This window comes from Puia sp. (assembly GCF_036500295.1).
Taxonomy (GTDB): Bacteria; Bacteroidota; Bacteroidia; order Chitinophagales; family Chitinophagaceae; genus Puia.
In genome coordinates, this window is sequence record NZ_DASYCH010000003.1 from 220,459 (window position 1) to 235,747 (window position 15,289).

A 15,289-nucleotide genomic window follows, 5' to 3' on the forward strand; every position below is an offset into this window, starting at 1 on the left:
CGTAAATATAGGAACATCCGGCGAAGTTGCGGGTTCGTGGAAAATCGACTATCTTTGTGGAGATATTTTAACTGACACAATAATAATGTAATAGCTGATCTCTTTCGACTGATATGCGGAGCCCTGGTCAACGGGGGCCCAATCTGTTCACTTCTCTCAAGAAAGAAATCATGCTTTTTCTTCAAGGTGTCACCTACTACCACCCCAATAAGGATCTGTTGTTCCAGGATATCCATTTCGCTGTTGAAAGGCGGAGTAAGATTGCATTGATCGGCAATAACGGCGCCGGAAAATCCACGCTGCTAAGACTCATGGCTGGTGAGCTGCAGCCTTCTGGCGGAAGGATCAGAGCGGAGGGGAAGTCTTTTTACGTAGCTCAATTGTACGATCGATTCAATGGGCTTACGGTTGCCGGGGTATTGGGCATTGCGGAAAAGCTCAAGGCGCTGAACGAGATCCTGGCCGGCAATGTCACCGGGGCCAATCTGGAATTGCTGGATGATGATTGGGAAATGGAGGATCGATGCCGGCAGGCTTTCCGGGCCTGGAATCTTGATGGACTCCGGCTGGACCAGCCGATGGACACCCTCAGCGGCGGGGAGAAGACGAAGGTCTTTCTTGCCGGGATCGCTATTTGCCGACCTGACATCGTCCTGCTGGACGAACCCAGCAACCACCTGGACGCGGCTTCGCGGACCCTGCTGTATGAGTATATCCGGTCGACAACTGATGCCCTGGTGGTTGTCAGCCATGACAGAACCTTATTGAACCTGTTACCTGTCGTTTGCGAATTGAGTAAACGCGGGATCGCTGTCTATGGTGGAAACTACGATCTTTATGCGGAGCAGAAGCGGATCGAGAGCGATGCGCGGGAGCAGGAGTTGAAAGGCCGCGAAAAGGAGTTACGCAAAGCGAAGGTGACGGCCCGGGAGTCGTTGGAGCGGCAGCAAAAGCTGGATGCGCGTGGCAAGGCCAAGCAGGAAAAGGCGGGACTGCCCACCATTGCCATGAAGACCTTCAGGAACAATGCCGAGAAAAGTACGGCGCGGATGCAGGATGTTCATACGGAAAAGATGGCGGCGCTTGCCCGAGATCTGGATCAGTTGCGTAAGGAACTGCCGGATCCCGGGAAAATGAAGATAAATTTCGATGACTCTTCCCTGCACACCGGGAAGGTGTTGATCACCGCTGCGGATATCAACTTTGCTTATGGCGGGAAGGCGATCTGGCGGGAGGCGCTGACCTTCCAGATCAGGAGTGGCGAACGTGTCGCCATCAAGGGGGATAACGGAGTCGGGAAGACGACGTTGATCAATGGGATACTGGGGAACCTGCAACCAGCGAACGGTCACATCGACAGGGCGGGGATGAGTGCCGTCTATGTCGATCAGCAGTATTCCCTCATCGATAACCAGCTGACGGTATTGGAGCAGGTGCAACAGGATAACTCCGGAGCGTTGCAGGATCATGAGATAAAGATCCGGCTGACGAGATTCCTGTTCTCAAAGGAAGACTGGGATAAGCCTTGCGCGGTGCTCAGCGGCGGCGAAAAGATGCGGCTGATCCTTTGTGCGTTGACGGTCCGTCATCAGGCTCCCGACCTGATCGTGCTGGATGAGCCTACCAATAACCTGGATATTCAAAATCTGGGGATCCTGACTGCCGCGGTCAATGATTACCAGGGAACGATACTGGTGGTGTCGCATGATGCGATTTTCCTGGAGGAGATCGGTATCGGCCGGGAGATGGTGCTTGACATGGGGTCGGACTCTGCGGCGGACCCGGACATGGGGTCGGATTAAACGTGTGCGGTTAACTGCTGGAACCGGGAGCGGGGCTGCAGACCCGAGATCAGCCGGTTGTGTAGTATCCAGGCGGGTGAGCCCTGGATGCCTGCCTGTTGAGCGATGTGTTGTGAGGTGGCGAGGTCTTTCCGGGACTGTTCGTCCCCGGCCCATCGTTTTATATCCTGTTGGTCGATGCCGAATTCGCTGAGGCAATTGTTGACTACCTCCGCCGAGCCGAGATCTTCATGCAAGGTGAAGTGTGCCGCGTAGAGTCTGTCTTTGACGGCGGGGAATATCCCGGGAATATGTCTGCGAACCTGCTCGGCCATGCTTAACGCATACCGGCTGTTGGGGAGGCGGGATGGCCAGTTCAGGGGCAGGCCGGCTTCTTCGGCTTCTTTTGTCAATACGTCATAGAGGGGACCGTTTCTCTTACCCATGTATATGCCTTCGGCGGGAACGTCGGGGTGTGCCTGAAAGGGCAGGGCCAGCAGGTGGAATCCACTTTCCCTGAGAATGTCGTTCCGGCTTTTGCTTACGTAACAGAAGGGGCAGGTGAGATCGTACCAATGCCAGGCTATAGAGTCAGTTACATTTTCCATTGTCTGATAAACAATTTCAGGAGGAGAAAGTTCGATGTGAGTGCTTTCGACAAAATGTCAGGTTATGGGTTTAGCAACTGTCTGGATAACATTTAAAATTTAAATTTTGCGTCAACCTGTCCTTTTTCGAATTGGGAGGGCTTTTTGCCGTATATTGGAAAAAAGGAGTGAATATGGCAGAGACCTGGAACAAGAGAGAGCGGGAAAGGAAGAAGCGGGAAAAGAAAAATGAAAAGCAGGGGAAGAAGGAAGAACGCAAACACAACAAAGGCCATCAGGATTGGACCAAGATGTTGGCCTATATTGATGAGAACGGGAACCTGTCTTCGAAGCCGGCTGACCGCCCGTAGTAAGGATTTGCAGCCCAGCATAAAAACGCCCGCCTGACCGGCGGGCATTCTTATTTGTTGGGCCGTGCTGTTTATTTCGCGGTTTCAGCGGGTAATTTCCAGTCTGGCCGGATATAGTGACAGGTATATCCGTAAGGATGTTTCTGGAGGTAGTCCTGGTGTTCTTCCTCGGCATCCCAGAATTCGGTTGCCGCCGTCACTTCAGTCGCGATGGGCCGGGAATAGACATGGGCGGCAGTCAGTTCGGCGATCAGTTGGGTCGCTACTTGCTTTTGTTCTTCGTTGAGAAAGAAAATAGCGGATCGATAGGAGCTGCCGATATCATTGCCCTGGCGATTGCGGGTAGTCGGGTCATGCAGCTGGAAAAAGTACTCCAGCAGCTGACGATAACTGAGTTTTGAAGGTTCGAATTCGATTCGGATGGCCTCGGCATGGGTGCCGTGATTCCGATAGGTGGCATTGGGAACGTCTCCGCCCGTGTAACCCACGTTGGTGGCGACGACGCCCGGATAATTGCGGACCAGCTCTTCTACACCCCAGAAGCAGCCGCCGGCGAGGATGGCTTTTTCAGTATTCATAATGCTTTGTATTGTCCCCTTCTATGGCGAGAAACGTGCCAATCCGCGCGGCCTTGTTATTCAATGGATTTGACAGAGGGGTCTGACGGTTTTCCACGACATTTCGTCATTTGGCGGGCTTAATTCACGAGCAATTCGTCAAAAAATATCCAGCCGGGCTGCCCTTTGCCCGGATGCCATGCGGGGAGTTTTTTTACCGGGTCGGCGATCACTTTGAGGCAGCGGACCGTCACCGCCGGAAAACTAATGCGAAAATCGGTCATATAGGCGGCAACGGCCTTATCGGGCTGAACGGGAGTCATAGTGCCCAGTTGGCGGAGATGGTGTTCATCGGGGCCGCCCCACACTTCGAGGCGGGTAGGGGGAAAGATATAGGCGCCGATGTCGACGACACCGGAAAAGCTGAGGTCATTTATAACAACGGGCTTCCGATAGTACAGGGTGGCCGCCAGGCCATTCTTGTGAAATCCCAGCCATTTGCCGGAGCCGAAGCCAAAATCTCCTTTATCTCCATCGATCAGGACAGTTGGATGGAATTTCATGTAGTTGGAGTCGACGGGCAGAAGGAGATGAATGGAATCCGGGGGATATTTCTGGGTGTAGAAAGTGGCTGTCGTGGCGTCGCTGGCCAGCCATCCCGGCTTATAGGCTTTTGCGCGAAACTGGCTGCGGTCCTGGAGGCGGAAGGGGCCTGAATACAAACGCCCGGCGCTGTCCGGGTCGGATCCGTCGAGGGTGTAGCGCATGGTGGCTCCCGGTACGAAATGCCGCAATTTCACCAGCAGGGCTGTATCGCGGATGATCCGGGCGTCGGTTTCGAGTTTGGGAGCATTTAGTTTGATGCGAACGGTATCGCCGTTGAAGCCGGTGATCAGTTGCAGATCTTTTCTTTGGCGGCGCATTTTGGCGACGGAGCCTTCAGCGATGCCGGTCTTCCAGAGATAGAGTTTGCGAAGGGAGGAGATGCCTGCCAGCCGGTCGAGGTCGCCGGCCGTCAATTGGGTTCCGGACAAACTCAGACTTTGCAGACGGGTAAATTTTGTCAGCGTAGGAATACCGGCCGCGGTGATGCGGGTGAAATCCAGGTTCAGCTTCCTGAGATTGCGGAATGCGGCCAGATAGGAAAGGTCGTTGTCGGTGACCGGCATTTTGTCGAGGTTCAGCGAAACGATCTGTTCTTTGATGGATGACAGGTCCTTTAGCTGCGCCGGTTGAAAGAAAGCCGCTCCATAGAAATCGACGGCCAGGCCCGGGGAGCCGATGGCGATCGGCGCGATCGTCCGGTAATTGGTTTTGAGTGATGCGATGGTTTTTTCGTCGGCCGGGGAAAAATCGAAGTTTTCGTTGTCGGTCGATTTGAGTAGCCTGGCGGCAATGATCCGTAAGGTGTCTGTCGGCGCCAGATCGGTAACCTTTTTATCGAAGGGTGCGCCTGCCCTGATCCATGCATAGAGCGTTTTTTCTTCCTGTTCCGTGAGCTGCGTTTTGTTGACCGGGGGCATATGTTTGCGGTCGTCGGGCGGAAGATGAATACGGGTGGCCAGCAGACCGAGACCTTCCGCGGTGGTGTCCCAGGGTTTGCCCGTGCGGCCGCCTTTTGCGAACTGGGTCGGGTCTTCCATATTCAATCCGCCCTTTGTGGTGCCTGAATTATGGCATTGCATGCACCTTGCGGCTACGATCGGCTCTACCAGGTCCTGATACACCAACGCTTCATCAAAGGAAGGCGCCGGCGCCGCTGCCGGCTTCAGCGGAGCCAGGACAAAGCCGGCTCCATGCGTGAGATCGCCGCCGAGATGACCGGCGATCGCCACGGCGGTCAGGGGCAGTATCGCCATCCATTTTTGCCGGTGTTTCCCGATGACGGCGCTGTCTTTTCCGAGATAGAGCGCCAGCAGGGCCAGCGAGGTCAGGGTTCCGAGCCATTTATGCCATTGGATGGCCGCGCCCTCGTATACGGCTTCCCGTGAAAGAAAGATGCCGGCCAGTGCGGTTACAACGGCGGCAAATGCAGCCCAAAGGAGAAGGTGATCGGCGAAGGCAGCCATTCGGTTCACCGCCGATGTTTCGTTTTTTCCTGCAAACCAGAGGCAGATGGTATATCCCACGATGAGTACGATGGGGAAATGGAGGATCAGGGGATGCAGCCGTCCGCCCACCTGCAGCCAGAGCGGGACAGCAAGCCGGTCATCCAGCAGGACGAAGAAGAGCAACATCGCATTCAGGGCGATGAGTACTTGTACGGGGGCGGGCTTCCATTTCGTCATAGCTTCGGGGGATGGGGGAATGATCAGGCTATCACACCCGCTTTAGTTTGTATGGGTAGACCTTTCCCGACGCCCATTGTGCGACGTAGAGATTTTCGTCTCTGTCCACGCAGACATCATGCGGATGGATGAATATCTTATCGGTTTGTCGCATGGGTTGCAGGTGACCGTCCGCATATTGCGGCTCACTGCCGCCGATATTGCTGATGACCTTGTTCTCTTTGTCGAGGATCGTGACGAACCCGGTGCCTACCGCATTGAGATCGGGTGACCGCAGGACGGCGGCGTAAAGATGATCGCCATGGATCACGGGCCGGCAAACGCAGGCGCCGGGGAGAGAAAGGACTTCCAGCAATTTCCCTTCTTTGCTGAAGCGTTTGAAGCAGTTGCGCGTGCGGTCCGTGATAAGCAGCGTATGGTCGCTGCGTCTCGTGTCCCAGCAGATGCCATGGGCGTTGTCGAAATGGGTGTCGCCATCGCCGCGGCCGCCAAAATAGTTGAGCAGTTTGCCCGATCTGTCGTAGTGAAGAATATACTGGGCGCCATAGCCGTCGGCGATAAAAATATCGCCATTGGCGTCTATGGTCGTCTCGGTCGGCACAAATTCCTTTGCTTCTTTATAGATGCCGGCGTCAAGCGGAGCGTCGATGGTCAGCAGGATCTTGCCTTCCATGGTGGTCTTGTATACCTGGTGGCGCGTGATATCGGTGATATAAAGGAATTCGGTGCCGTTCTCCTCGTGGAGGGTGAGGCCGTGAGCGCCGGGAAACTCATGACCCCAGCTGGCCATCAGCCGGCCGTCGGTATTATAGACAAGGACATTGTTATGGGTCTCGTTTGTCAGCAGAAGTATCCTTCCCTTTTTATCCTGGACCATCTCATGGCAGTCGTTGACCGGATACTGCTGGGAATCACATTTGCTCCAGGCGGTGTCCAGCGTATAGAGCATGCCGTTGTAGCCATAGGCTTTCTGAGCAGGCTTTTTAAAAAGATCTTTTGTCAGGACGATGCCCGTCAGGGCGAGGGATGAGTTTCGAATGAAATTTCTGCGCTGCATAAGCTAGTTTTTATGAGTTCAGGCGATGAGTCCGTCGACGACCTTGCCGGCCACATCGGTCAGCCGGTAGCGGCGTCCCTGGTGTTTGAATGTCAGTTTTTCGTGATCGAGGCCCATGAGGTGGAGTACGGTGGCGTGGAAATCGTGTACATGCACCGGGTCTTTGGTAATGTTATAGCCGAAGTCATCCGTTTCGCCATAGACGCCCGGTTGGACTCCGCCGCCCGCCATCCAGATGGTGAAGCAGCGGGGGTGGTGGTCGCGCCCGTAGTTTTCCGGGCTCAGTTTGCCCTGACAGTAATTGGTCCGGCCAAATTCACCGCCCCAGATGACGAGGGTTTCGTCCAGCAGTCCGCGCTGCTTGAGGTCCTGAACGAGTGCTGCGGATGCCTGGTCGACATCCCTGCATTGTCCTTTTATTTCGTTTGGGAGGTTGTTATGGCCATCCCAGCCCTGATGGTAGAGCTGTACAAAACGGACCCCGTTCTCGGAGAGTTTCCGGGCGAGGAGGCAGTTGGCTGCAAAGGTCCCGGGGATCAGGCAATCGGGGCCGTACATCTTCAGCGTGTCTTCGGGTTCCTTGCTGAGGTCGGTTATTTCGGGGACCGCTGTCTGCATCCGATAGGCCATTTCATACTGCTGGATCTTGGTATTGATCTCGGGGTCGCCGAATTCTTTGTAGGACTCCGCATTTAGTGCCGCGAGTTCATCCAGCATCTTTCGCCGGGAGACCCTATCCATTCCATCGGGGTCCGAAAGATATAGGACGGGGTTCTCTCCGCTGCTGAATTGCACACCCTGGTGAATGGAGTCGAGGAAGCCGTTGGACCAGAGTTTGGAGTAAACACCCTGGCCATTGCCCTTGCCTTTGGACAGGAGGACGCAGAATGCGGGAAGGTTTTTGTTCTCGCTTCCCAGTCCATAGCTGAGCCAGGCGCCCATACTCGGCCGGTTGCCTTGCTGGGCGCCGGTTTGCATGAAGGTGAGGGCCGGGTCGTGGTTGATGGCTTCGGTGAACATGCTTTTCACGAAGCAGAGGTCATCGGCTGCCTTCGCCGTATAGGGCATCAGTTCACTGATCCAGGTTCTGGCCTGTCCATACTGGCCGAACTGGAAAACGGTTCCGGCGAGTGGAAATTTGGTCTGGTTGGCGGTCATGCCCGTGAGTCGCTGGCCGTTTCGGATCGAGGCGGGGAGGTCTTCGCCCTGCATTTTATTGAGGAGCGGTTTATAGTCGAACAGGTCTAACTGCGATGGGGCGCCGTTTTGAAACAGGTAGATGATCCGTTTGGCCCTGGGTGCGAAATGGGGGAGGCCGACGGCCATCGCTTCTTCTTCGCGTTTGGAGAAGAGATCGGGGATGAGGAGCGAACCGAGTGCGACGCCGCCGATGCCGAATCCAAGCCCTTTGAGAAAGCGGCGGCGGTTAAAGTGCAGATGGCGTTCGAGTAGTTCTTTTTCCATGATTTATTATCAGGTCTTGGTGATCGTCTCTTCTAAGTTGTACAGGGCGCTGATCACGCGCATCAACGCCGCGCAGGTGACGGGATCGCTATTTTTTGATGGCGGGTACTCACCGACGGCCAGCGTTTTTCTGGCGGCCGTGGGATTGGCCTTGAATCCGGTTTGCTGGTCGTTGTAGTATTGTGTCAGGCGTTGCTGCTCGGTGCCGGTTGGTTTCCGACAAAGGATCAGGCGGAAGGCCTTTACGATCTTCTCATCGGCGGTGGAGGATTCGGTGTCGAGGCGTTGGGCAAGGACGCGGGCGGCCTCCAGGACGGCGGGGTCGTTGAGCATGGCCAGGGCTTGGAGGGGGGTGTTTGTCCGCAGGCGCCGGACCTCGCACTGGTCGCGGTTGCTGGCATCGAACATCCCCATCACCGGCGGCGGCACGGTCAGTTTTATAAAAGTATACAGTCCCCTTCGATACAATGAGTCATGATGATCCTGGCGATAGGTGGCGAGCACTCCTCTGCCCGAAGAAGCGGTCTCCCAGAGGCCCGCGGGCTGATAGGGTTTTACGCTTGGTCCGCCGATGGTTTTGACGAGCAGGCCGCTGCTGGCGAGAACGAGGTCGCGGACGAATTCTGCGGGTATCCGTGCGCGTGGGCCGCGCGACAGATAGGCATTTTCCGGGTCTTTCTCCTGTTTTTCGGGGGTGAGTTTTGCGGATTGCCGATAGGCGGCGGACAGGACGAGTTGTTTGACGAGGCGCTTGATATCCCAGCCATGCTGCATAAAATCGGCGGCAAGCCAGTCGAGCAGTTGCGGGTTGGTGGGCAGGTCGCCCTGCATACCGAAGTCACCCGCGCTTTTGACGATGCCCCGGCCGAAGAACTCCTGCCATAGCTGGTTGACGAATACCCGGGCCGTCAGCGGGTTTTGGGGGCTTACGGTCCATTTGGCCAGACCCAGCCGGTTCCGCGGGAACTTTGTCGTGTCATAAGGCATGACCGCTTTTAGTGCGGCGGGCCTCACTAAGTCGGTGGGCGCATCATAGCGGCCCCGCGACAGGACATAGCTCGTGCGAAACGTATCGCGTTCGCCCATCACTGAAACCATCAGGGCGCCGGTATCTTTCTTGTTGATAAAAGAGAGCGTGTTCCGGATGTCCGAATCGCTCAGGGTCTCTATCGGCATCTTGGCCGGTTTTGAAACGCTTACGTCCCCCTCGTAACCCACCTCTTTTGTGTTGTTGAAGAAGGCGAGAAGGGAATAATATTCTTTCTGGGGGATCGGGTCATACTTATGGTCGTGGCATTGCGCGCATTCAACGGTAAGGCCGAGGATGCCTTTCCCATAGGTGCGGGTCTTGTCCACGAGGTATTCGACGCGGTATTCTTCGGGAACGACCCCGCCTTCCTCGGTGTACTTATGATTGCGAAAGAAGGCCGTGGCGAGGATCTGCTCTTTGGTGGCGCCGGGAAGCATGTCGCCGGCGATCTGCCAGGCGATAAACCGATTGTAGGGCATGTTCACATTGAACGCGTGGATGACCCAGTCGCGCCAGGGCCACTGCGTGCGGATATTGTCGTCCTGGTAGCCGTAACTATCTGCGTATCGGGCTACGTCCATCCAGTGAACCGCCATCTTTTCGCCGAACTGCGGGGCCGCGAGCAGCGTGTCCACCTGTTTTTCGTAGGCGTTCGGACTGTTATCGGCGAGAAATGCGTCCATTTGCTGCAGGGTAGGGGGGAGGCCGGTGATATCGAGGCTTACTCTTTTCAGGAGGCGTTCTTTATCCGCCTCCTCATTGGGCTGGAGTCCGAGTTGTTCCAGTTTGGCGAGGATGAAATTGTCGATCTCGTTGTGCACCCATTTCGCATCCTGCGGCTGAGGAAGCGGTGCTTTGACGGGTGGAGTGAAGGCCCAGTGCCGCTCATAGCGGGCGCCCTGGCGGATCCATTTTTCGAAGAGGCTTACTTCCTGCGGGGTGAAGGCGCCAAGATGCGAGTCGATGGGCGGCATCTGATAGCCGGGGTCGGGTGAGCTGATCCTTTTGAGCAGTTCGGATCGTTCCGGCTCGCCGGGAACGATCGCAAAGGCTCCTTTCATATCTTTTAATGGCGCGTAGGCGCTGTCGGCGATATCGAGTCGTAAATGCGCCTCGCGATGGTTGGCATCGGGGCCATGGCATTTAAAGCATTTATCGGAGAGGATGGGCCGGATGTCAAAGTTATAGCTGATTTTAGCAGCGCCGGCGTCGTCAGTTTTCGTGTGGAAACAGGAGGCAAAAATAGAGACGCCCCCCACGATCAGGGTCAATATGGCAGCAATCCGGCGGATGGCGATAGATTTGAACTAAAGATAAACTAATTCTCATAAACCTGTTTCACCGTTTTTTAAAATCCTTCGCCTTCCGCGATGTATTGGAGATAAATGGGCGCCTGGAAATGAATCGTACCTTTACAGCCATCATTATGGGATTGTTTCGCAGGATCGAGGATTGGTTCAGCCGCAAGCAGGCTGACGCTGCACCCTACTCCGAGGGGGAGAAAGCGATCGAGCGAAAAAGGCGACAGGATGATGCCGGAAAATTTACTTACCAGGAAGAGGGGTTCACCTATGCATTTGCCGATGGCCCGGAATTTGTCCGGTGGGCGGAGATCCGGCGGATCGTTGCTTATAAGGTGGACAGGTTGACCTATGACGACATTTGTCTTGATATCTTTTGGAGGGACTGGAAGTTTACGATTACGGAAGATACGGCCGGCTGGGATCGGTTGATTGCTCAGCTGAGGATCGCGTTCCCGAATATTCCGGACGACTGGTATGGGAAAGTTGGGCTTCCGGCGTTTGCGACGAATAGTATGGTTTTGTTTGAGCGGGGGGATAAAGGTTCGGATTAAATCGGGCTTTGAGTTTAATCATAGTAAGAGAACGTTTCCTGGGATTGAAAATGGGTGCCGTTATCCGGTCCGTTGGTGAACAATACATCCCCGTTTTTTATCACGGGCCTGCCAGCCGCGTCATAGGTATAGCTGTACGTCACTTCGTAATTGGTTCCGTCGCCGGTATGCACCTGGCGGCGCGGATTGTTCAGCTGTAACCTGTAGTCCGGCAACAGGATCAGGTGTTCCAACTGAAAAGGGTGCAGTAGAGAAAAGCCATCCGCATTCACCTTGTCATCATAGTCCCCATACGTATCGGTATACATGGCTTCTGTTTGGGAGCCAACGGCGAAGAAATGAAAGAAGACCGCCTGCAGATTGCCATCGGGATAGTAACTGAACTGCTGTAGCCTTTCAACGGCATAACCGATGTCGCCATCCTTTACCTGCCATTCGAGTTCCAGTAATTGGTTCACGGCATTGCAGGTAATCAGACATCGCCGGTAGACGACCCCCTGCACATTTTTCACCCGGATGACGGTCAGATTGCTGCCGGTGTACTCGTATTGGAGGGTATCCCGGTTGATCGTGCTTTCCAACGCGCTGATATTTTTGCCGGAGTAACGCACATTATAGATAGCCAGACCCGAATAGATACTGGCTTGCGCAATAGTCCCGTCATCGTTGTAGGCAAAATGATACGAGGGTGAGGGGAGATTTCTCTCGGTCATATCTTTCAACCTCAGGGTGGAAGGAGTCGGAGGAGTGGGAAGAGGCGGGGTGATGGGCACGTCTCTGCGACAGGCTGCGATCCCCAGAACAAGAACGATTGACAGTAGGTGTAATTTCATAAATCATGTTAGGTGAGGGCAAAAGTAGAGCTGGCCGGAACATAGAATTTGCCTTTCTAGCGAAAGGCTGACATCGTCCTATTATCGGCGGGTTAGGGAAGATTAACGGTGTCTCTGCATTGCAGCAAACCCCGTGCAGGATAGCACAGGATGGCAAATCGATGAAAACTTGATAACTTCTTGTAAGAACTCTTCGCGACAACTATCTAAGGCTCTGCAATGCAATCGATTGCGTTATTTTAATCTTACCTGAGTCTGGATCATCTTTCACTTTCCTTTCTGATTCGAGTCCGTTCCCACCAGAAGTACCCGTGTGAAACTGCTATTTTTTAACCTAAACGAACAATGCCATCATGACCAAAAAACTGCTTAGGGGGAATGTCATTCTCCTGCTTCTCCTTGTTTCCTTTTTATCTGTCAATGCACAGAGTTTTTCTGTATCCGGTAAGGTTACCGACGAAAGCGGCGCCCCAATGGAGGGGGCAACCGTTCTCGAAAAAGGCACAAAGAATTCCACACTTACCAAACAGGGTGGTTTGTTTCAATTGAATATCTCATCAGGCAAAGCAAAATTGATAGTAAGCTTCGTCGGGCATGAGGTGCAGGAAGTTTCTGTGGACAACCATGCAAATTTGTCCGTATCGTTAAGAAACTCGAACGAAGCCTTATCCGATATTGTAGTGATCGGTTATGGAGCAGTCAAAAGGGCAGATGTAACGGGTGCTGTTGCCGGGATCAACCAGCAAGACATCAAATCGAGGCCGGTCACCACCGCACTGGAAGCCATGCAGGGAAAAATTGCCGGTGTGGACATCACTTCCAATACCCGGCCGGGTGTGCTGGGTGATATTACCATTCGGGGCGTACGTTCTTTAACCGCATCCAACACACCGCTTTTCGTGGTAGACAATATTCCGCTGTCAACGGGGACGATCGATAATATCGACCCGAACGATATCGAATCCATCGATGTCTTAAAAGATGCATCGGCCACCGCTATCTATGGTTCAAGAGGCGCCAATGGCGTTGTGATCGTGACTACCAAGACCGGCAAGAACGGTAAAATGGTCTTAAGCCTGAACAGTTCCGCCACCTTTGAAAAATTGCACGATGGTGATGTAATGATGAACTCATCCCAATACATCGATTTTCGCCGATGGGCTTATTATTATTCGAATCCCACCTCGTTTCCGAGAGGCGATCAACCGACTGTCGCCAATGATAAATTTATTTTTTTAGCCTCTGCCGATCCCGCGGCCTGGTCCAATATTGCAAAAGGCTGGGCCAGCGGTAAGTGGGATGGCTCCAAGGTTGCGACGACGAACTGGAGAGGCATGGTGACACAAACCGGGGTCACCAACACGCAATTCCTCAGCGTCAGCGGCGGGAACGACAAGGTAAAAGCATACGGTTCTTTCGGCTACCTCAATAACAAAGGGACCTCTCTGGGCCAATCGTTCACCCGTTATTCCGGAAGGTCGAGCGTTGACATTGCCGCTACAAAATGGTTTTCGATGGGGAGCAATATCAACGTGAGTTACAATATCCAGGAATATGGCCAATCGGCTACGAGTTCCAGCGCGGTTTCGGCGACCCAGAGCATCTATGAATCCGCCCGGGCGCTTTTCCCTTATGCAGTTCCATTTGATTCTTCGGGCAATCGCGTGCTCTATCCCGGTGGTGATGCCGCATTCAAAACCATTGTCAACGAATTGAACTATACCAAGGACGAGCGAACGAATTTGAGGGCCTTTGGAAGTTTTTACGGCCAGGTGGACCTGGGCGCGGCAATACCCGCTTTAAAAGGATTGAAATACAGAATGAATTTCGGACCGGATTTCTCCCTGTACAAGAATGGGGTCTTTGTGGACGGGCAATCCGTCATTGGCGCCGGGATCAACCGGGCCTCACTGGCCAAAGGCCAGGCGTTCTCTTATACGCTGGATAACCTGGTGTACTATAACAAAACGGTAAAGGAACATAGTTTTGGGATCACCCTGCTGGAGAGCTATACAAAATTCAGCACCGATACCAGTTCCATCGCGGCCCTGGGGATACCGTTTTCCAGTCAGCTCTGGAATTCCCTGACCCAGACAAATATCTCTCCTTCCAACCTTACAAGCTATAGCTCCAATTTAATCCAATATCAATTACTGTCGTATATGGCCAGGTTGAACTACGGTTATGCGGATAAATATCTGTTAACCGTCTCCGTTCGCCAGGATGGTTCATCCGTGCTTGGGACCGGCCATAAAAATGCTACATTCCCAAGTGCCGCTGTTGCCTGGCGAATGAATCGTGAACGCTTCCTGGAAAATGCATCGTGGGTGAGCGATCTGAAACTGAGACTGGGTGTTGGGGTTACCGGCAACTCCGCTATTGCGCCTTATTCCACGCAAGGGGCCGTTACACCTCTATTCTATCCCTTCCTCAATTCCACCACGTCGGGCTCGCTTCCATCCGGAACCCTGGCTAATCAGTCGCTGGCCTGGGAAAGGACCACCCAATATAATGTGGGTATCGATTTCAGTATCCTGAACAGGAGGATCACCGGTGTCTTTGATGTATATACTTCCAAAACACCAAATCTGCTGTTGCAACGCTCTATTCCCACGGTAACCGGTTTTAACAATATCTACGCCAACATCGGCGCCACAGCCAATAAAGGGTTCGATTTCAGCCTCTATACCATCAACGTGAAAACCAGGGATCTTATGTGGTCCACCACCACCAACATTTCCTTTCAAAAAGAGCATATCGTATCGTTGTCAAACGGCAAGCAGAACGACATCAATAATCTTTGGTTTATCGGCCAGCCGATTGGGGTGATCTACGGTTACAAGTCTGCCGGGATCTGGCATTATTCCGATTCCGCCACATACAAACAATTTAATGCCAACGGCAACGTATTCAGTCCCGGTAATGTACGACCGGTCGATCTGAATGGCGATCATAAAGTCGATCCTAACAACGATCGAAAGATCATCGGCAACACGAGGCCGAATTATATCGTTGGGATGACCAATACCTTTTCGTACAAAGGCATTGAATTGTCCGTCTTCTTATACGGGCGTTTGAAGTATTGGTATAGCACCGGTGGAGAAAGCGAAGGGGCCAGAGGCACGCAACGGCTGATCAACTACTATACCGAGAACAACCAAAATTCGGCCTTTCAAAAGCCGATCTATACCGCGGGGTCCGGCGATCCTTATTCGGTCATCCTTGGCTACCAGAGAGCTTCCTTTATTAAGGTGCGCAACATCTCGTTGTCTTACAATATGAACCCTGCCACTTTGAAGAAGACGGGAGTATCCAGTCTAAGGCTTTATGCCCAGGCGACAAACCCCGGTATGCTGTTCTCGAAGATAAACTATATCGATATGGATGTCGTCAATTCCACAACCAATCCAACCGGTATCGCAAATCGTGGCGTCACATTCGGCATTAATGCCGCATTTTAATTACC

11 protein-coding genes are annotated in these 15,289 nt (G+C 53.5%); 4 read left to right on the forward strand and 7 right to left on the reverse strand.

Features of this window, described 5'->3' with window-relative positions; genetic code table 11:
* Positions 1-170 precede the first annotated feature (170 nt).
* A complete protein-coding gene (abc-f, locus tag VGM48_RS01585; RefSeq protein ID WP_331575911.1) occupies positions 171-1,802 on the forward strand; it encodes a ribosomal protection-like ABC-F family protein in 1,632 nt (543 codons plus the stop codon).
* Here the strand turns inward: abc-f and VGM48_RS01590 are convergent.
* Positions 1,799-2,389 carry a DsbA family oxidoreductase gene (locus VGM48_RS01590; protein ID WP_331575913.1) on the reverse strand — a complete coding sequence of 197 codons (591 nt, stop codon included), beginning with the start codon at positions 2,387-2,389 and terminating at the stop codon, positions 1,799-1,801. The two genes, abc-f and VGM48_RS01590, sit on opposite strands and share 4 nt — an antisense overlap.
* Positions 2,390-2,562: 173 nt before the next feature.
* Between VGM48_RS01590 and VGM48_RS01595 the strand changes: the two genes are divergently transcribed.
* Positions 2,563-2,739, forward strand: a complete 177-nt coding sequence (locus VGM48_RS01595) for a hypothetical protein (RefSeq protein ID WP_331575915.1) — start codon at positions 2,563-2,565, stop codon at positions 2,737-2,739.
* Between the two features lie 71 nt (positions 2,740-2,810).
* On the opposite strand, the gene msrA is transcribed toward VGM48_RS01595, so the two are convergent.
* From msrA to VGM48_RS01620, 5 genes are all read right to left on the reverse strand, one after another.
* Positions 2,811-3,317 (reverse strand): peptide-methionine (S)-S-oxide reductase MsrA, encoded by a 507-nt coding sequence (msrA, locus tag VGM48_RS01600; RefSeq protein ID WP_331575917.1) that lies wholly within the window; start codon positions 3,315-3,317, stop codon positions 2,811-2,813.
* 119 nt (positions 3,318-3,436) lie between these two features.
* On the reverse strand, positions 3,437-5,584 hold the full coding sequence (locus VGM48_RS01605) for an FN3 associated domain-containing protein (protein ID WP_331575919.1): 2,148 nt from the start codon (positions 5,582-5,584) through the stop codon (positions 3,437-3,439).
* A gap of 31 nt (positions 5,585-5,615) precedes the next feature.
* Positions 5,616-6,641, reverse strand: a complete 1,026-nt coding sequence (locus VGM48_RS01610; protein WP_331575921.1) for a 6-bladed beta-propeller — start codon at positions 6,639-6,641, stop codon at positions 5,616-5,618.
* Positions 6,642-6,659: 18 nt separating this feature from the next.
* On the reverse strand, positions 6,660-8,105 hold the full coding sequence (locus VGM48_RS01615; RefSeq protein WP_331575923.1) for a DUF1501 domain-containing protein: 1,446 nt from the start codon (positions 8,103-8,105) through the stop codon (positions 6,660-6,662).
* Between the two features lie 9 nt (positions 8,106-8,114).
* Entirely contained in the window at positions 8,115-10,406 is a 2,292-nt protein-coding gene (locus VGM48_RS01620) for a PSD1 and planctomycete cytochrome C domain-containing protein (protein ID WP_331575925.1), read from the reverse strand.
* A gap of 128 nt (positions 10,407-10,534) precedes the next feature.
* On the opposite strand from VGM48_RS01620, the gene VGM48_RS01625 reads away from it, so the two are divergent.
* The gene (locus tag VGM48_RS01625; RefSeq protein WP_331575927.1) at positions 10,535-10,990 is read left to right on the forward strand and encodes a hypothetical protein; all 456 of its coding nucleotides are present in this window, start codon (positions 10,535-10,537) and stop codon (positions 10,988-10,990) included.
* Between the two features lie 14 nt (positions 10,991-11,004).
* On the opposite strand, the gene VGM48_RS01630 is transcribed toward VGM48_RS01625, so the two are convergent.
* Positions 11,005-11,823 (reverse strand): hypothetical protein, encoded by an 819-nt coding sequence (locus VGM48_RS01630; RefSeq protein WP_331575929.1) that lies wholly within the window; start codon positions 11,821-11,823, stop codon positions 11,005-11,007.
* 353 nt (positions 11,824-12,176) lie between these two features.
* Here VGM48_RS01630 and VGM48_RS01635 point away from each other — a divergent pair, with 353 nt between their 5' ends.
* Entirely contained in the window at positions 12,177-15,284 is a 3,108-nt protein-coding gene (locus VGM48_RS01635) for a SusC/RagA family TonB-linked outer membrane protein (RefSeq protein ID WP_331575931.1), read from the forward strand.
* Positions 15,285-15,289 lie beyond the last annotated feature (5 nt).